Raw genomic sequence first — 22,451 nt, forward strand, 5'->3', positions numbered from 1 at the left:
GAGGGATGCAGGCGTCGGGGGTTTGTCAGGCCTCTGCGGCAGCGGCGATGCGGGCGTAGTGCTGGATCAGGCTGAGCAGCTCTTCGTCCGAGTAAGGTTTGCCCAGGTAGTGGTTCACCCCGAGCTCCATGGCGTGCTCGCGGTGCTTCTCGGCGATCCGCGAGGTGATCATGATGATGGGCAGGTCGCGCAGCGCGCCGTCGGCGCGGATGTTGCGCGCCAGGTCGAAGCCGTCCATGCGCGGCATTTCGATGTCCGACAACACCACCGTGGGGCGTTCATCTTGAAGGCGCTCCAGCGCCTGCAAGCCGTCTGCCGCCAAGGCCACGCGGTAGCCTTCACGCTGCAGCAGGCGCTGCGTGACGCGGCGCACGGTGATGGAATCGTCCACCACCAGGATCAGCGGCACCTGGCTGACGCCCGAGGGCAGCGGCGCCACGCCCGCGCCCTTGGCATCCACCCGGTCGTTGACCATCGGCAGCTCGGCGCTGGCGCTACGCACCTGGTCGCCGTACACCGTGGACAGGGCCACCGGGTTGTAGATCAGCACCACGGCACCCGAGGCCAGCACGGACATGCCGGCCAGGCCGGGCAGGCGCGACAGCTGCGGCCCGAGGTTCTTCACCACCACTTCCTGGTTGCCCAGCACTTCGTCCACGTGCATGGCGATGCGCTGCGAGGCGCTTCGGAAGACCACCACGGGGCGCGTCTTGCCGACCGATTCATGGCTGCGGGCAGACGACTGCAGCAACGCACCGGCCCAGAAGAAGGGCAATTGCTCCAGGCCGTCGTCGAAGTGGCCGGCCTTGTAGGCTTCCTGCAGGTCGGCCACCGAGGTGCGGCGCACGATTTCCACCAGGTTGGCGGGCACGCCGATGGACAGGTCGCCGGCACGCAGCATCACCACCTGCGTCACGGCCGTGGTCAGCGGCAGCACCATGCGGAAGGCGGCACCCTTGCCGGTTTCGGTGGTGGTCTCGATGCGGCCACCCAGGGCGTTGATTTCCGAGCGCACCACGTCCATGCCGATACCGCGGCCAGCCAGGCCGGTGACTTCGCTGGCGGTACTGAAGCCGGGCGTGAAGATCAGGTTGGCGGCGTCGCCATCGCTGAGCTCCAGGCCAGGCTCGATCAGGCCTTGAGCGATGGCTTTCTCGCGGATGCGCGGCAGGTTCAGGCCGGCACCGTCGTCGCGGAACTCGACCGACACGTCGTTGCCTTCGTGGTGCAGGTCCACGGTGATGGTGCCCGATGCCGGCTTGCCGGCGGCCACGCGGGCCTCGGGGTTCTCGATGCCGTGGGCCACGCAATTGCGCAGCAAGTGCTCGAAGGCGGGCGTCATGCGGTCCAGCACGCCGCGGTCCATTTCAATGGAGCCGCCGGTGATATCGAGCTTGATCTGCTTGCCGGTTTCCTTGGAGGCCTGGCGCACCACGGCGTACAGGCGCTCGGCAATGCCTTCGAACTCCACCATGCGGGTGCGCAGCAGGTCGCGCTGCAGTTCGCGTGCCTGGCGGCCCTGGGCGATCAGGTCGTCTTCGGCGCCTTCCATGGTGCGCTGCAGGTTGCGCTGCACGGTGGCCACGTCGTTGACCGACTCGGCCATCATGCGCGTGAGTTCCTGCACGCGGGTGAAGCGGTCGAACTCCAGCGGATCGAAGCCAGCCGCCGAGTCCTTGGACAGGGCCAGGCGCGACTGCATCTGCGATTCGGCCTGCACTTCGATGTCGCGCAGTTGCAGGCGCAGGCGGTCCAGGTTGCCCGACAGGTCGGTCAGCGAGGAGCGGAACTGCGACAGGCGCACGTCCAGGCGCGAGCGGCTGATCATGACCTCGCCGGCCTGGTTGACCAGGCGGTCGAGCAGCTGGGCACGCACACGCACCGACTGGTTGGCCGCCACGCGCAGCGGGGCCAGTTGCGAGGCTGCGGGCAGGCGAACGGCCGGGGCCGCGAGGGCGGCTGGCCGCTCCACCGGGGCGACAGCAGCAGCAGCGGGTGCCTCGGCCACAGGGGCTTCGGCACGGGCTGGCACGGGCAGCGCGACAACGGCATCGGCCGGACCCTGGGTGCCGATGGCGCTCAGGGCGGCGAAATTGGCCTGCAGGCCGTCGAAGTTGGCCTGCAGCGGCTCGATCTCGGCGCTGGTGACGGTTTCCACATCGAGCTGCTCGATGGCGGATTCCAGGCGGTGGGCCATTTCACCCAGGCGCATGGCGCCAGCCAGGCGCGAGCTGCCCTTGAGCGTGTGCAGGGCGCGCAGCACTTCGCTGCGGGCACCCAGGTTGTCGGGGCGCGAGGCCCACTGGCGCAGGGCGCCGCCGAGCTGGGGCAGCAGTTCCTGGGCCTCTTCCTCGAAGATCGGGAAGAGGTCGGGGTCGATCACGTCGATGGCGTCGATGTCGTCGTCGATGTCGGACGAGAGCTCCACGGCGCGGGCGATGGCGTCGTCCACCTCCTGCTCATGCTCGTAGCCGTGGTCGTCGTGCACCACGGGCGACAGCGCGGGCGCCACATGGCCCGTGGGCACTACCACCGGCGCCACGACAGGCTCGGGCTCCGGCTCGGGTTGGGGCTCTGGTTCGGGCTCGGCCACGGCCTCGATGCCCACCTCGGCATCCTCTTCCTCGGGGGAGAGTGTGTTGTCGACTTCGGTCTCGAGGATCAGGCGCAGCGCGGCCAACACCTCCTGGCTCGGCTCCTTGAGGAAGCCGGCAGCGAACTGGTGCAGCAGGCGGCGGATGTCTTCGGCCGAGTCCAGGAAGACCTGGGCCTGCTCCTTGGTGCCGCGCGTCTGCAGCTGCACATGCTGCAGCGCATGCTCGAGCACGCGGGACAGATCGGACAGTGCGGTGAAGCCCACGGTGGCGGAACTGCCCGCCAGCGAATGCGCCAGCGCCACGGCCGTGTCCGGCAGGGGCTCGTGCAGTTCCAGCGACCATTCCTGCAGGCAGGTGGCCAGGCGGCGCGACCATTCGTCGGCTTCGTTGAGGTAGACGTTGTACAGCGGGATGCCGATGCGCAGCGTCTCGATGACCTTGACCGCTTCGTCGAAGGAGGCCTCTTCGGCCACGGGAGCGGGCGCCGGGGCGACCGCTGGCGCCACAGGGCTGGCTGTGACGTCGGGCAACACCTCGGGCAGCACTTCGGGCAGGGACTGCGGCAGCTCTTCGGCGGGCGCAACAGGCTCGGGAACCACGGCCAGCAGGGCTTCGGGCTCGGGCTGTGCGGGGGCCGGGGCGCCGGCGTCGAGCAGTTGGTCGTCGAGCTGGAATTCAAACGGCACATCGGACGCGGCCGCCACCACGGGCTCGGGCACGGGTGCCGGCGCGGGTTCTGCCGCGATCTCGAAGGTGTCGAGCATCGGCAGGTCGAAGTCGACCCCGGCAGGCGCTGCCGCGACCGGCTCGTCCACCACGGGGAGCTCGATGGCAGGCTGCGTTTCAGGGGTGTCGGGCACCTGGGCGACCGCCTCGGCAAACACCGCGAAGTCGATCTCTTCGGTAACCGTGGAGCTGGTGTCGGGCACTTCCTTGGGGGCCTCGACTGCAATGATCTCGGGCTCCAGGGCGTCCTCGGGGACTTCGGTGGAGACGAAGTCGGCGTGGACGATTTCCTCTTCCTCCAGCGGCAGTTCCACGGCCTCGGGCACAGGCTCGGAGAGGGCCGGCACATCGATCAGCTCGGGCACGGGCGCGAAGTCTTCCACCGCCTGGGGCACGGCCTCGGGCAGTTCGGCGGGCACGTCGATCAGCTGCGGCACCTCGGCGGCGGGCTCAGGAGCGGGCGCAGCAGCCGGCTCGGCGGCGGTCGAGGTCAGGGACAGCAGGGTGCCATCCTGGCGCATGGCTTCCGCGGCCTTGCGGAAGGCCTCGGGTTGCCAGTGCGTGGGGCTGCCCGAGGCCAGGCTGTCCGCCCAGTCGCCAAAGGCATGCAGGGTGTCGGTGGACAGCTGCAGCAGCGGCCCCTTCATGGGCTTTTGCTCGGCCAGCCAGGCATTGAGCACCTGCTCCATCGACCAGGCGGCTTCGCCGAAGTCGTTGAGGCCGACCATGCGCGAGCTGCCCTTCAGGGTGTGGAAGGCACGGCGCAGCGTGGTCTGCTCGCTCAGCTCGCCCGGCTCGTTGCGCAGGGTGGCGATGGCGGTCAGGCCGGTGGCGACGACTTCGCGCGCTTCCTCGAGGAAGATCTCGAGCAGTTCGTCCTCGACCGCGACGGGGGGACGCACCACCGGTCCCGACACGGCGGGAACCGGTGCGGCCGGGGGCGCCACGGGGGCAGCGCCCAGGTGGCCAAAGCCGATGTCGGGGGCCAGTTGCTCGATGGGCGCGGGCGCGGGGGCCGGCTCCGCGAATTCGCCGGGAAGGGGCGAGAAGTCGGTGGGCGCGCTTTCGGGTTCTTCGACCGGGAAGCGCGGCACTACGTCGGGCAGCGGAATCGCGGCGCGCTCTTCGAGCTTGGCGGGCGTGACTTCCTGGGTGTTGTCGGTGGCGCGCGAACGGGTGCGGCCGGTGAGGATGCGCAGCTCGCCCTGCTCCTCGTCGTAGACAAAGAGCTTGCGTGCCATGGCACGCTGGTAGCTCAGCATGTCGATCAGGAAGCCCAGGGCCCCCATGCTGCTGCCCAGCTTTTCGAAGGCGGGCTGGCGCTCTTCCTCGGGGATGTCGTTGATCAGCAGGCGGTCGACGGTGTCGCGCATGCGCACCACGGCCAGCGAAGCCTGGTCCAGACCCAGCACCGACAGCACGCCGCGCATCTGCGCCATGTGGCCCGGCACGGGGGCCAGCACCGCGGTGTCCTTGGGGTCGCGGAAGAACAGGTCCAGCGACTTTTCGGCCTCGGCCAGGGTGGCGCGCAGTTCGTCCACCACGCTGCCCATGGTCTGGTTGTCGCTGACACGGCGGTACAGCTCTTCCATCCAGGCTTCCAGAGGCTCGGGCTCGGCACCGGCGCCCACGGCGGCCAGCCGCTCGGACAGGCGGGCGGCGCGCTCGGCCATCTGGTCTTCGGCGGCGTCGAGTTCCTCGAACGCGGCCTGCAGGTACAGCACCGAGGTGGCCACTTCCATGGCCAGCGCGGCCGATGGCGGTTCACCGGACTTGGTGGTGGCGTCCATCACCTGCGTGAGTGCCGTGGCCAGTTGCTCGCTGCCCGGGCTGAGCTTGCGCAGAGAGTCGCAGACCAGGCTGAACTGGTCGGCGGCGGGCTTGATCTTGTTGCGGTCACCGCCGGCCAGGGCCGACCAGGTTTCGGTGGCGGCGGCAATGCGCTTTCGGGCCTGGGCCAGCACGGCAGGGTCGAACCGGCCGAAGCGCGCGGTGTCGTAGTCCACGGGCTTGAAGCGGTCCAGGCTGAAGGCATGGCGCACCGTCATCAGCGCGGGGAACTTGGCTGCCGCGCCCTCTGGCACGGTGGTCTGCGAGCAGAAGAACAGCAGGTCCTGCACCAGGCGGTCGGCGATGGTCTGATCGCCCTTGGCCAGGGTGGCGTACTGCATGAGCACGCGCGAGGCCACGCGCTTCACGTACACGTCGGGCGGCAGCAGGCCGCCGGCAAAGGCCTCGAAGAAGGCGGCGCAGATCTTCCAGAACGCACGCGACTGGCGGTCCTGCTGGGCAGACACGAAGCCCAGGCAGGTTTCGTACATGGCGCGGGCGGCCTTGAGGTCGCCCGACTTGACGATGCGCAGCACGGCCGCGTCCAGCTGGCCGCGCGCCTGGGGTCCGTACGGCAGGGGTTCCGCGGGGATGGTGACCTCGGGCTCACGGAAGCGCCGCTCCACGGGCCACAGGTCGGCCGGGTGCACGCGCTCGGCGCCGGCCAGGGCCTGGGCATCGCGGTATTGGGGGAACAGGGCCACGGCCGAGACAGACTTGCCGGCCAGCACGCTTTCCAGGAACTCGATCAGGCCGAAGCTGGCCTTCTCGATGGTGTTCGTGGCCTCGTCGGTGCACAGCTCGGGGCGCTGCACGAAGCGCTGTACTGCGGCCTCCATGGCGCGCAGCACGAGCGCTGGCGGGCCCATGCCCACCATTTCGAGCGCACCGCTGGCCTGGTGCAGCTGCTGGCGTGCGATGCGCAGGGCACCGGCGTCGAGCGCAGCCAGATCGGATTCGTTGGCGGTTTCCACGTCGCGCACGAAGCGGCGCATGGACTTGACGGCACCGCCCAGAGATTTGCGCAGTTCGTCGAGCACCCAAGCCAAAGGACCCAGGTCCTGATCTCCCTGGGTCCAGTCTGCGGCCGGTGCATTTTTGACATCAATAGATGGCATGGGTTCGTCCCCGGCTGCAATGAGCCAGCTGGTTGATGACTACGGATCGCCTCAGGCGATCTTGAAACGGGCGACAGACTGGCGCAATTCTTCGGCCATGTGCGACAGTTCGCGCACCTGCTGGGCCGTCGTGCGGGTACCTTCTCCGGTCTGTTCCGTCACGGCGAAAATGTGCTGGATGTTGTCGGCCACTTCGTTGGCCAGGACGGCTTCACGCGAGGTCGAAGACGAAATCTGCTCAATCAGGTCGGCAAGGCGACGCGACACGCGGTCAATCTCGGTCAGTGCGGTACCTGCGCTGTCGGACAGGCGGGCCCCTTCCACCACACCCTGCGTGGAGCGCTCCATAGCGGCCACGGCATCCTGGGTGTCGGTCTGAATGGCTTTCACGAGCGCCGAGATCTGGCGCGTGGCGTCTGCAGAACGTTCAGCAAGGCGCTGCACTTCTTCGGCCACCACCGAGAAGCCGCGGCCGGCTTCACCAGCGGACGCGGCCTGGATGGCGGCGTTCAGGGCCAGCACGTTCGTCTGTTCGGTAATGTCGGAAATCAGCTCGGTGATTTCACCGATCTCCTGCGAGGATTCGCCCAGGCGCTTGATGCGCTTGGAGGTGTCCTGGATCTGGTCGCGGATGGAGTTCATACCGCCGATGGCGTTCTGCACGGCCTGCAGACCGGAGTCGGCCGCTTGCAGCGATTGGCGGGCCACAGTGGCCGACTCTTGCGCTTGCGTGGACACTTCGTTGATTCGGCTCGCCATGTCGAGCACCGAGCGGCCGGTTTCGCGAATTTCGCGCAGCTGTTCGGTCGAAGCGGCCAGCAGTTCGGTCGAGGTGGAGTCCACCTGCGCCGTCGTCTGGGCCACGCGGGTCGCCGTGTTCTGCACGCTGCCCACCAGCTGGCGCAGTTCTTCCACCGTGTAGTTCACCGAGTCGGCGATGGCGCCGGTGATGTCCTCGGTCACGGTGGCTTCCTGGGTCAGATCGCCTTCAGCGACCGACTGCAGTTCGTTCATCAAACGCAAAATGGCGGCCTGGTTGGCGTCGTTGACGCGCTTGGCTTCCTGTTCCTGGCGCTTGGCGTCCTTCTGTTGCGATTCGGCAGCGGTCTGGCGGCCACGGCTGTCCAGCAGCTGGACGCGCGAAATGCCGATACCGCACAGCAGCACGAACAGGCCGGCAAGGCCCAGGGCCGCGATCTGGCCGGCACCCAGGCCGGTCTGTGCGGACAGCTTGCTCTGCAGGCCTTCGAGCTGGCGGCGCAGCGGTTCGCTGTCGGCAATGATGGCGGACTGTGCTTCACGGGCGGACACCAGGCCTTGCAGGTTGCCCAGGATGGCGCTGGCCTGCGTGCGGGTCTGTTCGTACAGCTTCACGAGGCCGTCGAGTTGCTCACGGGTCTGTGCGTCCTTGGTGGCGCCAAGGCGCAGTTCGGGGCTGCCATCGAGCAGGCCCTGGGCGATTTCCTTGAACGAGTTCAAGTCCTTGCCCAGCAGGAACACGGCCTCGGGGCTCACGCCTTCCATGGTCTGGAATTCGTTGGCGGACTTGCCGATGCGCTGCGTCAGCATCACGAGCTGGCCGGCAGCCGAGATCTCGGCGGCGGGAGCGTTCTGCTGCAGCTTGAGCGAGGACACCGTTTCGGCGATTTCGAGCAGGTCGGACGACTGGCGGTTGATGGTGCGCAGAGCGTCGCCCACCTGGGTCAGGATCTTTTGCTGGCCCATCACCACGCCGGCGTTGCGCTCGGCGCGCTCCATCAGCGGCGTCACGGCGTCCAGGTCGGGCTTGTAGGGCTCGCCCAGCGATTGCACGCCCAGCTCGGCGTCACCAGCGGTCAGGGCGCGCACGTTGCGCGCCAGCACGCCAGAGCTTTCCACCACGTCGGGGAAGGCCTGGGGGCTACCCACCAGGGCCTGCGACACCGACTTGGCCAGGCGCTGCGACTGCATCAGGGACTGGCCGGTAGACGCCAGCTGCTGTGCGGAGCGGTCCGCCTGCACCAGCACCCAGTAGGCAATGCCGCCCAGCACCACCACACCAACGGCCAGCAGGGCCAGCAGGCGGCGCTGGTGGCCGGCGGCGGTGGAGGTACCCAGCACCGGCAGGGAGATCAGGTCGTCGTCGCTATCGGGTTCGGAGAGCTCGGGGGCATAGCCACCGGGATCGCCCTGCACGCTGTTCATCGCGTCGCTCTGGTACTCGCGCAGCGCGGCTGCCTCGAGCGAACCGGTCCCCAGTGCGTCCTGGCCGTCATCGGCCGCAGCGTTGCCCGCTGCGGCGTCCGGCGCACCGGGCTTCCGGTTGAACAGTTTTCCAAATTGATTGACGACGGACATGGTGCAGCCTTACAGAAAAACTCAAGCACTGATGCTCAGGAAAGCGGGATGTTGGGACAGGATTTGCAGATTGAGCTCCTGCCAGCGCGCACCACCTGCATCGATGTAGGTGGTGCCGAAGAATGCGGGAGATTCCGGCGCAGGGGGTTCGGACGACACGAAGGACTCCGTACCACGCAGGCCGGCCAGCTTGTCCACCAGCAGCGCGGCGTTCACTTCGAGCGCGGCGTTGAAGGCCAGCAGGCTGGACTCGGACAGGGCTTGCTCGGTGCGCGTGACCGTGGTGCCCAGCATGCCGGCGAGGTCGGCCACGCCGACCAGTCCGCCACGCAGGTTGGCGACACCGAGGAACCAGCTTTGCGTGTACGGCACGGGCTGGACGGTGACCCAGGGGAAAATCTCGCCCGATTGGGCGAGAGGCAGAAGGTAGTACTGTCCTGCTGTCTCGACAGCCAGCCAGGACGATACGGACAAGCCTTCCGATCTGGCGGCCTGGAGGCGGCTGGCCAGTCGGACTTGTAGCTCGCGGAGGGCTTCGCGGTTGGCCATGAACGCGCCGCTGCCTCAGTTCAGCGCGTCAATCTTGGCCTGCAGCTCGGCGGGATCCACCGGCTTGGTGATGTAGCCGCGCGCACCCTGGCGCATACCCCAGACCCGGTCGGTCTCCTGGTTCTTGCTGGTGCACATGATGATGGGCACGTCGGCGTACAGCGGATCACGGGTGATGGCACGCGTGAGCTGGAAGCCGTTCTGGCCAGGCATCACCACGTCCATGAGGATCAGGTCGGGCTTGTCTTCGGCTAGGCGGCGGAAGGCTTCTTCGGCGTTCTCGGCCGTGCGCACCTGCATGCCTTTTTTCTGCAGCAGGTCCGTCAGAAACATCAACTCGGTCTTCGAATCGTCGACGACCAGAACTTTCTGGATGGGCATTACATCGCTCCTTGTTGGGAATTGCCGAATTGCTGCACAGCCTGCAGCAACTGGTCTTTGGTAAACGGTTTGGTGAGATATTCCTGGCAGCCGACCATGCGCCCGCGCGCCTTGTCGAATACGCCGTCCTTGGAGGACAGCATCACCACCGGTGTATCTGCGAAACGGGCGTTGCGCTTGATGATCGCGCAGGTCTGGTACCCGTCGAGCTTGGGCATGAGAATGTCACAGAAAATCAGCTGAGGCTGGTAATCGTTCACTTTCGCCAAAGCATCAAAGCCGTCGTCTGCCAACAAGACTTCGTGCCCCCCCTGCTTGAGAAAAATCTCGGCGCTTCGGCGGATGGTATTGCTGTCATCCACCACGAGCACTTTGAAAGATGCGCCTGTTGTAGTCAATTGCTAATGCTCCCGATGGAAAAATAAACAGCGCGGCAGGAGCCGCGCATCAAATCTGAACCATCTCGAAATCTTCCTTGCGGGCGCCACATTCCGGACAGGTCCAATTCATGGGCACCTGGTCCCAGGGAGTGTTGGGGGCGATGCCGTGCTCGGGCGCACCCTCTGCCTCGTCATAAATCCACCCGCAAATCAAACACATCCACGTTTTAGAGTCGGTCACAGCTTAAAGGGCCTTCACATAGAATGCAACGATTGTATCTAGTCATCTCCCCGGGCTGCGGCTTCCTTGCCACCCCCTATGCTGCCACTGGCCCATGACCTCATCTGCACTCCCCCCCTCCGACATCGGTGACGCCGACGACGCATCCGGCGAAGAAGCCAGCCCGGCCTGCGTGCTGGTTTTCAACGCCAGCGACCCCAGCGGCGCCGGCGGCCTGACGGCCGACATCACCACCATCGCATCCGTCGGCGGCCACCCCATCGCGGTGGTCACAGGCGCCTACGCACGTGATACGGCGCAGATATTCGACCATTTCAGCTTCGATGACGAGGCCGTCTCAGAGCAGGCCCGGGCGGTGCTCGAGGACATGCCGGTGCAGGCCATCAAGGTGGGTTTCGTGGGCAGCCCCGAGAACATCAGCGCCATCGCCGAAATAACCACGGACTATGACGAGGTGCCGGTGATAGCGTACATGCCCAACCTGTCCTGGTGGACGGATGAGCAGATCGACGAGTACCTGGACGCCTTCCGCGAGTTGTTGTTACCGCAGACTTCAGTGTTGGTTGGAAACCACAGCACGCTGTGGCGCTGGCTGCTGCCGGACTGGAAAAGCGACCGCAGCCCGACCGCGCGCGACATCGCCCGGGCCGCCTCGGAGATGGGCGTGCCCTACACCCTGGTCACCGGCATCCCCCTGCCCGAGCAGTTCGTGGAGAACGTGCTGGCCTCGCCGCAGACGGTGCTGGGCAGCGGCAAGTTCGAGCTCTTCGACGCCACCTTCTCGGGCGCGGGCGACACGCTGTCGGCGGCGCTCACGGCCCTGGTGGCCAGCGGCAACGACCTGGGCGAGGCCACCAGCGAGGCGCTGGGCTACCTGGACCGCTGCCTGGACGCCGGCTTTCGCCCCGGCATGGGCCACATCGTGCCCGACCGCATGTTCTGGGCCCAGCCCGAGGACGAGGACGGAGAAGACGAAGAACAGACCCTGGACGAGACCAACGCCCTCGAAGGTTTCGTGATGCCCCCCCATGACACAAAGCACTGACCTCAACATCCCCCTGTTCGAACGCGCCAAGGCGCTCATCCCCGGCGGCGTGAACTCGCCCGTGCGGGCCTTCAAGGCCGTGGGCGGCACGCCGCGCTTCGTCAAGCGCGCCCAGGGCGCCTATTTCTGGGACGCCAACGACCAGCGCTTCATCGACTACATCGGTTCCTGGGGCCCGATGATCCTCGGACACGGCCACCCCGCCGTGCTCGAGGCGGTGCAGAAGGCGGCCCTGGAAGGCTTCAGCTTCGGCGCGCCAACCGAGCGCGAGGTGGAGCTGGCCGAGGAGATCATCGGCCTGGTGCCCTCGATGGAGATGATCCGCCTGGTCAGCTCGGGCACCGAGGCCGGCATGAGCGCCATCCGCCTGGCGCGCGGCGCCACGGGCCGCAGCAAGATCATCAAGTTCAACGGCTGCTACCACGGCCATGCCGATGCGCTGCTGGTCAAGGCCGGCTCGGGCCTGGCCACCTTCGGCAATGCCACCAGCGCGGGCGTGCCGCCCGAGGTGGTACAGCACACCCTGGTGCTCGAATACAACGACATCGCCCAGCTCGAAGAGGCCTTCGCGCTGCACGGCAAGGAACTGGCCTGCCTGATGATCGAGCCGATCGCGGGCAACATGAACTTCGTGCGCGCGAGCGTGCCCTTCATGCAGCGCTGCCGCGAGCTGTGCACCGAATACGGTGCGCTGCTGGTGCTCGACGAGGTGATGACCGGTTTCCGCGTGGGCCTGACCAGCGCCCAGGGGGTGTACGCGAAGAGCATCCCCGGCTTCAAGCCCGACCTCACCGTGCTGGGCAAGGTGATCGGCGGCGGCATGCCGCTGGCGGCCTTTGGCGGGCCGCGCGCCATCATGGAGCATCTGGCGCCCATCGGCGCGGTGTACCAGGCGGGCACGCTGTCGGGCAACCCGGTGGCCACGGCCTGCGGCTTGGCCACGCTGCGCGAGATCACCAAGCCCGGCTTCTTCGACGCCCTGTCGGCCCGCACGCAGTCCTTGGTGGATGGCCTCAAGGCCGCCGCCGCGGCCGAGGGCGTGCCCTTTTGCGCCGACAGCGAGGGCGGCATGTTCGGCTTCTTCCTCTTGCCCACGCTGCCCCAGAGCTACCCCGAGGTGCTGACCACCGACAGCGCCCGCTTCAACCAGCTGTTCCATGGGCTGCTGGACCGCGGTATCTATATAGCGCCGGCGCTGTACGAGGCCGGCTTCGTGAGCTCGGCCCACAGCGAAGAGGACATCGCCGCCACGGTGGCGGCCGCGCGCGAAGTGTTCAAGACATTGGCGAAGTAAGCGCCTACAGCAGGCCGCGCAGCTCGCGGGCTGCCTCCTGCAACAACGGCAACATCTCGCGCTGCAGGCTGCCCTCGTCCAGCTGCTTGGGCGAGGCCACCACATTGAGCGCCGCCACGGTCTGCCCCTGCAGGTTGCGCAGGGGCACGGCCAGGGCGTGCACGCCCAGTTCGTGCTCTTCCACCGCCAGGCACCAGTCGTCGCGGCGGGCGCGGGCGATGGCCTGGCGCAGCGGGCCGACCTGGGTCAGGGTGTGGGGTGTGAGCCGCTGCAGCGTGGCGCCCTTGAGCCAGACCGTGAGTTCAGGTGCCGCCAGCGCCGCCAGCAGCACCCGCCCGGTGGACGTGGGGTGCGCCGGCAGCCGCGCACCCAGGTGCAGGCCATAGGCCAGCACCCGGGACGGAGCCCCGTAGACGCCGCTGCGCGCCACGATCACCACCTCGCTGCCATCGAGCACCACCGCAGAGAAGGACTGCTGGGTCTGCGCGGCCAGGCGGTTGAGCGTGGGCTGCAGCACGCGCGGCAGCCGGGCCGAGGCCAGGTAGCTGCCCGAAAAGCGCAGCACCTTGGGCGCCAGCCAGAAGTAGCTGCCATCGCTCTCCAGGTAACCCAGGTGCGCCAGTGTGAGCAAATGCCGGCGCGCCGCCGCCCGCGTGAGCCCCGTGCGCTGCGCTGCCAGTGTGGCGTTGAGGCGCTGGCGCTCGGTGTCGAAGCTCTCCAGCACGGCCATGCCCTTGGCCATGCCCTCGATGAGGTCGGCCTTGGCGATGGGGGTGGCGCTGGGGGTCATGGTCGGTAAAGCGGTCGGCTCGGCAAGGATTGCGCGATGATCGCACAAAGCATCCACACATCGCACGCAACCGGCCGGGCGGCACCCCGCGTTGACCTGCATCAACCTACGCTTGGGTCATGCCTTCGAGCCGGTGCTCGGGGCCTTCACTTTCCCCAGCTTTGCGAGGTTCCCCCATGCGTACCCAGGTTGCCATCATCGGCGCCGGCCCGGCCGGCCTGCTGCTCGGCCAGTTGCTGCACACATCCGGCATCGACGCCGTCATCATCGAGCAGCGCAGCGCCGACTACGTGCTCGGCCGCATCCGCGCCGGCGTGCTCGAGCAGGTCACCATGGACCTGCTGGAGAAAGCCGGCGTGAGCGCCCGCGCCCATGCCCAGGGCCTGCCGCACGACGGCATCGAGCTCCTGTTCAAGGGCCAGCGCCACCGCATCGACCTGCATGCGCTGTCCGGCGGCAGCCGCGTCACGGTGTACGGCCAGACCGAGGTCACGCACGACCTGATGGATGCGCGCGCCGCCGCGGGCCTCACCACCGTGTACCAGGCCGGCAACGTGAGCGTGCACGACTTCGACGGAGGCAAGCCGCGCGTGACCTACGAGAAGGATGGCCAGACGCACGAGATCAGCTGCGACTTCATCGCCGGCTGCGACGGCTACCACGGCGTGTGCCGCGCCAGCGTGCCGGCCGATGCGCTCAAGACCTACGAGCGTGTCTACCCCTTCGGCTGGCTAGGCGTGCTGGCCGACGTGCCGCCCGTCTCGCACGAGCTGATCTATGCCAACACCGAGCGCGGCTTTGCGCTGTGCAGCATGCGCAGCACCACGCGCAGCCGCTACTATCTGCAGGTGCCCGACACTGACAAGGTCGAGAACTGGAGCATCGACCAGTTCTGGGCCGAACTGGGCAACCGGCTGGACCCCGAGGCGCGCGACAACCTGGTGACCGGTCCGGCGCTGGAAATGAGCATCGCCCCGCTGCGCAGCTTCGTCGCCGAGCCCATGCGCTTCGGCCGCCTGTTCCTCGCGGGCGACGCAGCCCACATCGTGCCGCCCACAGGCGCCAAGGGCCTGAACCTGGCGGCCAGCGACGTGGGCTACCTGTGGAATGCCTTCGCCGACTACTACGGCGACCGGTCGAGCGCCGGCATCGACACCTACTCCGACCGCTGCCTGCGCCGCGTCTGGCGCGCCGAGCGCTTCTCGTGGTGGTTCACCTCTCTGATGCACCGTTTCCCGGACACCGGCGAGTTCGGCCAGAAGATGCAGGAGGCCGAGCTCGATTACCTGATCCATTCGCGCGCCGCATCGACTGCGCTGGCCGAGAACTACGTGGGCTTGCCCATGGACTTCGGGGCCGCCACGCCACACGGGCGCTGACGGCGGGGTGGCCGTTCATCGGTCCGTCACACCGCCATGCGAGCCTTGGCGGATACCAACGGACACCAATGGACCGCCCCACCATGAGCCACCCTCCCCACGATCCCCGACGCCCGCTGACCAACCTGCTGCAGGCCGGCACGCCCGAAGAGGACGCGCAGAGCAGCCGGCGCAACTTCGTGCGCCAGCTGGCCCTGGGCGCCGCGGCGCTGGGCACCCTGCCGCTGGCTGCCTGCGGCGGCAGCGACAGCCCGCCCGAGGTGCGCTTCGACCACGGCGTGGCCAGCGGCGACCCCCTGGGCGACCGCGTCATGCTGTGGACGCGCGTCACCCCACCGGCCAACCACGGTGAGGACATCCCCGTGCGCTGGGAGGTGGCCAGCGATGCCGCCTTTGCCAACCTGGTGGCCCAGGGCACGGCATCGGCCACGGCCGCCCGCGACTTCACCGTCAAGGTCGATGCCACAGGCCTCAAGCCCGCCACCACCTACCACTACCGCTTCACGGCCTACGCCAGCACCTCGCCGGCGGCGCGCACGCGCACCCTGCCCGCGGGCGGCGTGGCGCAGGTGCGGCTGGCGGTGTTCTCGTGCGCCAACTACCCGACGGGCTACTTCAACGTCTACGCCGACGCGGCCCGCCGCAACGACCTGGATGCCACGGTGCACCTGGGCGACTACCTGTATGAATACGCCCGTGGCGGCTATGCCTCCGCCAACGCCGGGGCCCTGGGCCGCCTGGCACAGCCCGCGGGCGAGATCCTGTCGCTGGCCGACTACCGCACGCGCCACGCCCAGTACAAGACCGACCCCGACCTGCAGGCCCTGCACGCGGCGGCCCCCATGATCGCCGTGTGGGACGACCACGAGATCACCAACGACACCTGGGCCAACGGGGCCGAGAACCACCAGAGCGCCACCGAAGGTAGCTTCGCGGCGCGCAAGGCGGCGGCGATGCAGGCCTACCACGAGTGGATGCCCACGCGCAACGCGCAGCCCGAGCTGATCTACCGCAGCTTCGCGTTTGGCGACCTGGTGGCGCTGCACATGCTCGATACGCGCGTGATCGGGCGCGACGAACAGGCCGACTACACCCGCTTCTTCACGGCCAGCGGCTTCGATGCCGCCGGCTTCACGGCCGCCGTGGGCTCCCCCACGCGCCAGCTCATGGGCGCCACGCAGACCCAGTGGCTGCAGCAACAGATGGCTGCATCGAGCGCCACCTGGCAGGTGCTGGGCCAGCAGGTGCTGATGGGCCGCATGAACATCCCCGCACCCATCCTCATCGACACCATGCAGCCCGGGGCCGGCGTGAGCGTGTCCCAGTACGCAGCGATCGTCGCCAAGGCGCAGACGGCCCCTGCCACGCTGACCGCCACCGAAAAGGGTGTGCTGGCCCAGCCGTCGATCCCCTACAACCTCGATGCCTGGGACGGCTACCAGGCCGCACGCGAGACCGTGCTGGGCATGGCACGCGGCCTGAACAAGAACCTGGTGGTGCTCTCGGGCGACACGCACAACGCCTGGGCCAACGAGCTGGCCGACATGGGCGGCAACGCCGTGGGCGTGGAGTTCGCCACCTCGTCCGTCACCTCGCCGGGCTTCGAGGAGTACCTGCCCAAGGAAAACCCGGCCGTGCTGGCCGGCGCTCTGCAGCAGCTGATCCAGCCGCTCAAGTACTGCGACACCTCGCGCCGCGGCTACATGCTACTCACCGCCACGGCCACCGAATGCCGCGCCGACTGGGTCTACGTGAACACCATCACCAGCCGTGGCTACACCGCCAGCACCGGCAAGTCGCTCAAGGTATTGGCCGGCGCCGCCGGCCGCGGACGCATCGTGCAGGCTTGATAAACACCCCCTGAGCCGCTTCGCGTCTTCACCCCTCTCTCGACTCGCTACGTGATTCGGGAGGGGGGCGCCCCCAGTGCACTCAAGCGAAGCGCCGCCTACGCGGCTTGGCGGCCCTTGCACGGGGGCGCTGGTCTAGGTCGCGCCCAGCTCGTGCGCTGCGGGTGGCGCGCAGCGGGGGCCCAAATAGGAAAGGCGGCCTGGCCGCCTTTCCTCGTGGTGAGAGGGCGATGCCGCTGGCATCGCCACCGGCTCAATGCCGGAAGTGGCGCACGCCGCTGAACACCATGGACACGCCGCGCTCGTTCGCGGCATCGATGACTTCGTTGTCGCGCATGGAGCCGCCGGGCTGGATCACGCAGGTGGCGCCGGCATCGACCACGACATCCAGGCCGTCGCGGAAGGGGAAGAAAGCGTCGCTGGCCACCACGGTGCCCTGCAGGCTCAGGTTGGCGTGGCCGGCCTTGATGCTGGCGATGCGCGCCGAATCGAGGCGGCTCATCTGGCCGGCACCCACGCCCATGGTCATGCCACCCTTGCAGAAGACGATGGCGTTGCTCTTGACGTACTTGGCCACCTTCCAGGCGAACAGCAGGTCTTCCATCTCTTCGAGCGTGGGTTGCTTCTGGGTCACAACCTTGAGGTCGATCAGCGACAGCTCATGGTTGTCGGCGGTCTGCAGCAGCAGGCCCGAGCCGATGCGCTTGGCGTCCATGGCATTGCGGCCACGCTGCCAGTCGGTGGTGCCGCCATGCGCGGGCAGCGCGATCTTGAGCAGGCGCACATTGGCCTTGGCCTTGAAGACCTCGAGCGCCTCGGCCGTGAAGTCGGGCGCCATCAGCACCTCAACGAACTGCTTGGAGATCTGCTGCGCGGCCTTGCCGTCCACCGGGCGGTTGAAGGCGATGATGCCGCCGAAGGCGCTGGTGGGGTCGGTCTGGAAGGCCTTGCTGTAGCTGTCCAGCGCGTCCAGGCCCACGGCCACGCCGCAGGGGTTGGCATGCTTGACGATGACGCAGGCCGGGATCTCGAAGCTCTTGACGCATTCCCACGCGGCATCGGCGTCGGCGATGTTGTTGTACGACAGTTCCTTGCCCTGCAGTTGCACGCCGGTAACCAGCGAGCCGGGCGCGGGGTGCAGGTCGCGGTACAGCGCGGCCTGCTGGTGCGCGTTTTCGCCGTAGCGCAGGTCCTGCACCTTGGTGAAGATGCCGTTGCTCTGGCCCGCGAACTGGGCACGGGTGGGCACGTAGGTTTCCGAGAGCTTCTCTTCCTCGAAGGTGACGGAGGAGAGGTAGTCGCTGATCGCGCCGTCGTACTGGGCGATGCGGTTGAAGGCGGCCACCGACAACGCGAAGCGCAGCTTGTCGGAGAGCTTGCCCGCGGCCTTGAGCTCGGCCAGCACGGCGGGGTACTGCGAGGCGTCGGTCAGCACGCCCACGTCCTTCCAGTTCTTGGCGGCGCTGCGCACCATGGCGGGGCCGCCGATGTCGATGTTCTCGATGGCATCGGCCAGCGTGCAGCCGGCCTTGGCCACGGTGGACTCGAAGGGGTAGAGGTTGACCACCAGCAGGTCGATGGTGTCGATGCCGTGCTCCTTGAGCGCTGCCATGTGCTCGGGCAGTTCGCGGCGCGCCAGCAGGCCGCCGTGCACCTTGGGGTGCAGGGTCTTCACGCGGCCGTCGAGCATTTCGGGGAACTGGGTGACCTCGGCCACCTCGGTCACGGGCAGGCCCTTGTCGGCGAGCAGCTTGGCCGTGCCTCCGGTGGACAGCAGCCTGATGCCCAGCGCATGCAGCGCCTGGGCGAATTCAACGATGCCGGTTTTGTCGGAGACGGAAAGAAGTGCGTTCATGGCGGGTCGGTAAGGGAGTTTGGAATCGGGTGGTGTGCAGTTGCCGGCAACTGCACCGGTGGCAAAGGGCTCCGGCAAGCACCGGTGCCGAGGATCAGAGCAGTTTGTGTTCGACCAGCTTCTTGCGCAGCGTGTTGCGGTTCAGGCCCAGCCATTCGGCGGCGCGCGACTGGTTGTTCTCGGCCTGCTGCATCACGACCTCCAGCAGCGGGCGCTCCACCACACGCACCAGCATGTCGTACATGCCATCGGGCGTCTCGCCGCCCAGGTCGCGAAAGTAGCCCTGCAAGCTCTCACGCACGCATTCTTCAATATGTTTCTTGCTCATGCAGCCAATCCCTCTTGTTCTTCGCTGGGGTCTGCGTCGGCGGCCAGTGTGCTGGCGGCGGGAAAGCGGTCCATCTGCTGCGCCAGCGCATCCAGATAGTCCGCCACCGCCTGCCACTGGGCCGCGCAGTCCTCTATGGTGTTGATGTGTTGTCGAAAGGCTTCGCCGCCCGGCATGGAACGCAGGTACCAGGCAATGTGCTTGCGCGCACTGCGCACCCCGGTCAGCTCGCCATACAGGCGGTAGTGGTCGTGCAGATGCTCCAGCAGCAGGCGTCGCACCTCGGCCACCAACGGTGGCGCCAGGTGTTCGCCTGTGGCCAGGAAATGCCCGATCTCGCGGAAGATCCACGGCCGTCCCTGGGCCGCGCGACCGATCATGATCGCGTCGGCCCCGGTGGCGGCCAGCACCTCGCGCGCCTTCTCGGGCGAGGTGATGTCGCCGTTGGCCACCACCGGCACGCGCACCGCGGCCTTCACGGCGGCGATGGTGTCGTACTCGGCATGGCCCTTGTAGCCCTGCTCGCGCGTGCGCCCGTGCACCGTGAGCATCTGGATGCCCACGGACTCGAACTGGCGCGCCAGCGCAACGGCGTTCTTGTGCTCCTGGCACCAGCCGGTGCGCATCTTGAGCGTGACGGGCACCCGGTGCGGCGCACAGGCCTCGACCACCGCCTGCGCGATGGACACGGCCAGGGCCTCGTCCTGCATCAGGGCAGAACCGGCCCACTTGTTGCACACCTTCTTGGCCGGGCAGCCCATGTTGATGTCGATGATCTGCGCGCCGCGCTCCACGTTGTAGACCGCGGCCTCGGCCATCATCTGCGCCTCGGTGCCGGCGATCTGCACGGCAATGGGCCCAGGCTCCCCTTCGTGGTTGGCCCGGCGCGAGGTCTTGAGGCTGTTCCACAGGTCCTTGCGCGAGGTCACCATTTCGCTCACGGCGTAGCCCGCCCCCAGCGCCTTGCACAGCTGGCGGAAGGGCCGGTCCGTGACGCCCGCCATCGGGGCGACGAACAGCTGGTTCGCCAAAGGAATGTGGCCAATGTGCATGGAAGGGATGGGGGTGCGCGAATGCCGCGAATGCCGAAAAAGGAGGCAGGATTGTACCTGCTTAAAATTTCAGCAAATGAAATCTGCGCGACTTTTATCGGTGACTTATGCTGCACTGCAGCAAAGCCCTGCCGCCGCCCCCGGAGGGGTGCCCGGTCAGCGGGCGGCGAGGTCGGTATCGCCGGCCTGTGCGGGCACGCCGCGCTGGGCATAGTGCCACCAGGCGTCGGGCAGGTTGTCGAACTGGTGGCGCGCCATCAGGGTGCGCAGCCACTGGCGGTTGTGGTGCACGTCCGGCGAGAAATTCTGGGTGGCTGCAGCCACCACGCCGGACGGCGTGCCCATGTCCACCTCGGCGCCATCGGCCAGGGGGCCACGCACGACCTTGCTGGCACGCAGGCCGTCGACCACGACCACCTGCACCACCCAGGCGCCGGTCTGGGCATGGCAGCGCGCCTTGAGCGCCATGCCCTGGGCCTTGAGGCCATCCTCCACAGAGCGCAGGGCGGCGGGCTGGCCGGTGGTGCCGCAGCCGCGTTCATGCACCACGCTGGTGGCACCCGATGGTTGGGGCACGGCGGCCTGGGGGCTTTGCACGCATGCGGCCAGCAACGCAGCCGCGGCCAGCGACAGCCAGGGGCTGCGGCGGGCTGCGGTGGGGGTGCGGGGAATGGTGTGCATGGGGCCTCCTGCTTGAGCGGTAGCGTCCATGAACGATACAAACACCCCCTGCCGCGGGCCATGCGCGGATGGCGCGCACCGGTGTAGGACGGAGCCTTCACCCGGTTTCGGGCGCGTGGGCCGCGCCTAAACTCCGGTGCATGGAAATATGGATGCACCAGCTGATGCAATGGCTGGCACTGCCGCAGTTCGGACTGAGCACGGTCTTCGTCGTCTCGTTCATCTCGGCGACGCTGCTGCCGCTGGGCTCCGAGCCGGCAGTATTCGGCCTCATCAAGCTCAACCCGGAGATGTACTGGCCCGCCATCCTCGTGGCGACGGTGGGCAACACCCTGGGCGGCGGGGTCAGCTGGTGGATGGGCCTGGGGGCCCACAAGGCCGTGGACAAGGCCCGCGGCCATGCCACCAACGTGCGCGCGCTGGCCTGGCTGGAACGCTTCGGCGCGCGCGCCTGCCTGCTCAGCTGGCTGCCCGTGGTGGGCGACCCGCTGTGCGCCGTGGCCGGCTGGCTCAAGCTGCCGTTCTGGCCCTGCCTGGCCTACATGGCGGTGGGCAAGTTCATGCGCTACCTGGTGATGACCACCGTGCTGCTGCACTTCATGCCGGGGCAGCTGGGCACGTGACCGGTCAGGGCGCGGGCGTGCCCAGGAAGTCCTTTTCGGAGCCCAGCGGCGTGATGGACGAATCGCCCTTGGAGACCGGCTCCTCCACCACCACCTGGTTGCGCCCGCCTTCCTTGGCCATGTACATCGCCGTGTCGGCGCGCGAGAAGAATTCGAGCACCGACTCGCCCAGGATGTACTGCGTGACGCCGATGGACACCGAGACGCGGCTCTTGAGGGCACCGGTCCAGGCGTGCGACTCGACATGCGCGCGGATGCGCTCGCAGGTGTTGAGCGCGGGCAGCAGCGAGGTGCCCGGGAAGATCAGCAGAAACTCCTCGCCGCCGTAGCGCCCGAAGATGTCGCCGGCGCGCACATTGTCCTGCGCCACGCGCGAGAAGGTGCGCAGCACCTCGTCGCCGCCCAGGTGGCCCAATTCGTCGTTGATGCGCTTGAAGTGGTCAAGATCGATCACCGCCAGGCACAGCGGGATGCCGCTCTCGTCGGCGAGCTGCTTTTGCTCCTCGAGCGCGGCCACCGTGTAGCGCCGGTTGAAGCAGCCCACCAGGGTGTCGCGCTGGGCGTCTTCCTGGATGTTGCGGATCTTGCGGCTGGCGCGGTGCAGCACGCGGTGCAGCTTCTGCACCTTGCCGATCAGGAGGATGAAGGCCGGCAGCGCCAGCGCCAGCGCCAGCCAGTGCGCCAATTCGAGCCGCAGCAGCGCAGCGTTGTCCTGCTCGGCATAGTGCACGGCAATCACCAGGGCGTAGCCTCCCATCAGCATGCCGGCCAGCGCCATCAGCGCGCGGCCCGAGACCCGGTACATGGCATAGGCCACGACGATGAAGGCGAAGGGCGCCATCAGGATCTGCAGGATCGGGTCGAGGTAGCAGATCAGCAGCAGACCCGCGCAGGCCACCATGGCGATGGGCAGCTTGAGCTGCTTGTCCTTGGCACGGTGGTGCAGTCCGAGCGCAAAGGCCAGCGCGAAACCGGGCACGCACACGGCCACCAGCGCCAGCGCGACGAACACCGTGCGCGCCTGCACCATGCCCAGCGCATGGAAGCCCAGCAGGGCCAGGAAGTACAGCGCGATCAGCCCGCTGGCCACCCACCAGCGCCGGGCTGCGGCACGGTCACGCGGCTGGCCGGCCAGGTCCATCTCGCGGCGCGAGAGGTGGCGCTGCGCCGCCGTCTCGTTGCTGGAGTCGTCGAACTCCAGAATGGCGTCCGTCAGGGGAAACGCGTCCGTATTGGCAAACAGCGGCTTCTTGCGCCCAAAGAGCGTCGTGAGGGGGGAGGTGGCGCCCATGGTGGTCTGTGCACTTACTTGTTGGGAACAGTTCGTTTTTCAGTCAATGGACAGCCACCAGGGCCGGCGCCCGCGAACACCAGCCTGGCAGGTTCGCGGAGCCC

At 67.8% G+C, this 22,451-nt stretch carries 17 protein-coding genes; 5 read left to right on the forward strand and 12 right to left on the reverse strand.

Features of this window, described 5'->3' with window-relative positions:
* Positions 1–25 precede the first annotated feature (25 nt).
* The 6 genes from AC07PF_RS08895 to AC07PF_RS08920 are packed head-to-tail and all read right to left on the reverse strand — an operon-like array spanning position 26 to position 10,159.
* The gene (locus AC07PF_RS08895) at positions 26–6,271 is read right to left on the reverse strand and encodes a hybrid sensor histidine kinase/response regulator (protein WP_494611599.1); all 6,246 of its coding nucleotides are present in this window, start codon (positions 6,269–6,271) and stop codon (positions 26–28) included.
* A 51-nt stretch (positions 6,272–6,322) separates the two neighbouring features.
* Complete coding sequence (locus tag AC07PF_RS08900; protein ID WP_145695759.1) at positions 6,323–8,608, reverse strand: methyl-accepting chemotaxis protein; 2,286 nt, start codon at positions 8,606–8,608, stop codon at positions 6,323–6,325.
* A gap of 21 nt (positions 8,609–8,629) precedes the next feature.
* On the reverse strand, positions 8,630–9,157 hold the full coding sequence (locus AC07PF_RS08905) for a chemotaxis protein CheW (RefSeq protein WP_007853159.1): 528 nt from the start codon (positions 9,155–9,157) through the stop codon (positions 8,630–8,632).
* Between the two features lie 15 nt (positions 9,158–9,172).
* Positions 9,173–9,538: a response regulator gene (locus AC07PF_RS08910; protein ID WP_007853160.1), complete on the reverse strand. Its 366-nt coding sequence runs from the start codon at positions 9,536–9,538 to the stop codon at positions 9,173–9,175.
* Positions 9,538–9,936, reverse strand: a complete 399-nt coding sequence (locus AC07PF_RS08915) for a response regulator (protein WP_005796099.1) — start codon at positions 9,934–9,936, stop codon at positions 9,538–9,540. The genes AC07PF_RS08910 and AC07PF_RS08915 overlap by 1 nt, the downstream gene beginning before the upstream one ends.
* A 49-nt stretch (positions 9,937–9,985) precedes the next feature.
* On the reverse strand, positions 9,986–10,159 hold the full coding sequence (locus AC07PF_RS08920) for a rubredoxin (protein WP_007853166.1): 174 nt from the start codon (positions 10,157–10,159) through the stop codon (positions 9,986–9,988).
* A 94-nt stretch (positions 10,160–10,253) separates the two neighbouring features.
* On the opposite strand from AC07PF_RS08920, the gene thiD reads away from it, so the two are divergent.
* Both thiD and hemL read left to right on the forward strand, forming a co-directional pair.
* On the forward strand, positions 10,254–11,204 hold the full coding sequence (thiD, locus tag AC07PF_RS08925) for a bifunctional hydroxymethylpyrimidine kinase/phosphomethylpyrimidine kinase (protein ID WP_007853169.1): 951 nt from the start codon (positions 10,254–10,256) through the stop codon (positions 11,202–11,204).
* Positions 11,188–12,498, forward strand: coding sequence for a glutamate-1-semialdehyde 2,1-aminomutase (hemL, locus tag AC07PF_RS08930; RefSeq protein ID WP_007853171.1), 1,311 nt, complete (start codon positions 11,188–11,190; stop codon positions 12,496–12,498). The genes thiD and hemL overlap by 17 nt, the downstream gene beginning before the upstream one ends.
* Positions 12,499–12,502: 4 nt before the next feature.
* On the opposite strand, the gene AC07PF_RS08935 is transcribed toward hemL, so the two are convergent.
* Positions 12,503–13,288 (reverse strand): IclR family transcriptional regulator domain-containing protein, encoded by a 786-nt coding sequence (locus tag AC07PF_RS08935; RefSeq protein ID WP_494605660.1) that lies wholly within the window; start codon positions 13,286–13,288, stop codon positions 12,503–12,505.
* A gap of 176 nt (positions 13,289–13,464) precedes the next feature.
* On the opposite strand from AC07PF_RS08935, the gene pobA reads away from it, so the two are divergent.
* The gene (gene pobA, locus AC07PF_RS08940; RefSeq protein WP_494611600.1) at positions 13,465–14,667 is read left to right on the forward strand and encodes a 4-hydroxybenzoate 3-monooxygenase; all 1,203 of its coding nucleotides are present in this window, start codon (positions 13,465–13,467) and stop codon (positions 14,665–14,667) included.
* An 83-nt stretch (positions 14,668–14,750) separates the two neighbouring features.
* Entirely contained in the window at positions 14,751–16,517 is a 1,767-nt protein-coding gene (locus AC07PF_RS08945; RefSeq protein ID WP_035203019.1) for an alkaline phosphatase D family protein, read from the forward strand.
* 253 nt (positions 16,518–16,770) lie between these two features.
* Here AC07PF_RS08945 and purH read toward each other — a convergent pair whose 3' ends face one another.
* The 4 genes from purH to AC07PF_RS08965 all read right to left on the reverse strand — a co-directional run bounded on the left by purH (position 16,771) and on the right by AC07PF_RS08965 (position 20,433).
* The gene (gene purH / locus AC07PF_RS08950) at positions 16,771–18,372 is read right to left on the reverse strand and encodes a bifunctional phosphoribosylaminoimidazolecarboxamide formyltransferase/IMP cyclohydrolase (protein WP_494611601.1); all 1,602 of its coding nucleotides are present in this window, start codon (positions 18,370–18,372) and stop codon (positions 16,771–16,773) included.
* A 94-nt stretch (positions 18,373–18,466) separates the two neighbouring features.
* On the reverse strand, positions 18,467–18,700 hold the full coding sequence (locus tag AC07PF_RS08955; protein ID WP_007853190.1) for a Fis family transcriptional regulator: 234 nt from the start codon (positions 18,698–18,700) through the stop codon (positions 18,467–18,469).
* Positions 18,697–19,752, reverse strand: coding sequence for a tRNA dihydrouridine synthase DusB (dusB, locus tag AC07PF_RS08960; RefSeq protein ID WP_494611602.1), 1,056 nt, complete (start codon positions 19,750–19,752; stop codon positions 18,697–18,699). Before dusB ends, AC07PF_RS08955 begins: the two co-directional genes overlap by 4 nt.
* A 156-nt stretch (positions 19,753–19,908) precedes the next feature.
* Positions 19,909–20,433, reverse strand: coding sequence for a D-Ala-D-Ala dipeptidase (locus AC07PF_RS08965; RefSeq protein ID WP_494611603.1), 525 nt, complete (start codon positions 20,431–20,433; stop codon positions 19,909–19,911).
* Between the two features lie 152 nt (positions 20,434–20,585).
* On the opposite strand from AC07PF_RS08965, the gene AC07PF_RS08970 reads away from it, so the two are divergent.
* Positions 20,586–21,056: a YqaA family protein gene (locus AC07PF_RS08970; RefSeq protein WP_007853195.1), complete on the forward strand. Its 471-nt coding sequence runs from the start codon at positions 20,586–20,588 to the stop codon at positions 21,054–21,056.
* Between the two features lie 4 nt (positions 21,057–21,060).
* On the opposite strand, the gene AC07PF_RS08975 is transcribed toward AC07PF_RS08970, so the two are convergent.
* Entirely contained in the window at positions 21,061–22,347 is a 1,287-nt protein-coding gene (locus AC07PF_RS08975; protein WP_494611604.1) for a GGDEF domain-containing protein, read from the reverse strand.
* Between the last annotated feature and the right edge of the window lie 104 nt (positions 22,348–22,451).

This window comes from Acidovorax sp. GW821-FHT10A04 (genome assembly GCF_059415825.1).

What these genes read in the sequence shown, in the direction of transcription:
- AC07PF_RS08895 (WP_494611599.1), bottom strand. Translation starts at nt 6,271, where the DNA reads ATGCCATCTATTGATGTCAAAAATGCACCGGCCGCAGACTGGACCCAG.
- AC07PF_RS08900 (WP_145695759.1), bottom strand. Translation starts at nt 8,608, where the DNA reads ATGTCCGTCGTCAATCAATTTGGAAAACTGTTCAACCGGAAGCCCGGT.
- AC07PF_RS08905 (WP_007853159.1), bottom strand. Translation starts at nt 9,157, where the DNA reads ATGGCCAACCGCGAAGCCCTCCGCGAGCTACAAGTCCGACTGGCCAGC.
- AC07PF_RS08910 (WP_007853160.1), bottom strand. Translation starts at nt 9,538, where the DNA reads ATGCCCATCCAGAAAGTTCTGGTCGTCGACGATTCGAAGACCGAGTTG.
- thiD (WP_007853169.1), top strand. Translation starts at nt 10,254, where the DNA reads ATGACCTCATCTGCACTCCCCCCCTCCGACATCGGTGACGCCGACGAC.
- hemL (WP_007853171.1), top strand. Translation starts at nt 11,188, where the DNA reads ATGACACAAAGCACTGACCTCAACATCCCCCTGTTCGAACGCGCCAAG.
- AC07PF_RS08935 (WP_494605660.1), bottom strand. Translation starts at nt 13,288, where the DNA reads ATGACCCCCAGCGCCACCCCCATCGCCAAGGCCGACCTCATCGAGGGC.
- pobA (WP_494611600.1), top strand. Translation starts at nt 13,465, where the DNA reads ATGCGTACCCAGGTTGCCATCATCGGCGCCGGCCCGGCCGGCCTGCTG.
- AC07PF_RS08945 (WP_035203019.1), top strand. Translation starts at nt 14,751, where the DNA reads ATGAGCCACCCTCCCCACGATCCCCGACGCCCGCTGACCAACCTGCTG.
- purH (WP_494611601.1), bottom strand. Translation starts at nt 18,372, where the DNA reads ATGAACGCACTTCTTTCCGTCTCCGACAAAACCGGCATCGTTGAATTC.
- AC07PF_RS08955 (WP_007853190.1), bottom strand. Translation starts at nt 18,700, where the DNA reads ATGAGCAAGAAACATATTGAAGAATGCGTGCGTGAGAGCTTGCAGGGC.
- dusB (WP_494611602.1), bottom strand. Translation starts at nt 19,752, where the DNA reads ATGCACATTGGCCACATTCCTTTGGCGAACCAGCTGTTCGTCGCCCCG.
- AC07PF_RS08965 (WP_494611603.1), bottom strand. Translation starts at nt 20,433, where the DNA reads ATGCACACCATTCCCCGCACCCCCACCGCAGCCCGCCGCAGCCCCTGG.
- AC07PF_RS08970 (WP_007853195.1), top strand. Translation starts at nt 20,586, where the DNA reads ATGCACCAGCTGATGCAATGGCTGGCACTGCCGCAGTTCGGACTGAGC.
- AC07PF_RS08975 (WP_494611604.1), bottom strand. Translation starts at nt 22,347, where the DNA reads ATGGGCGCCACCTCCCCCCTCACGACGCTCTTTGGGCGCAAGAAGCCG.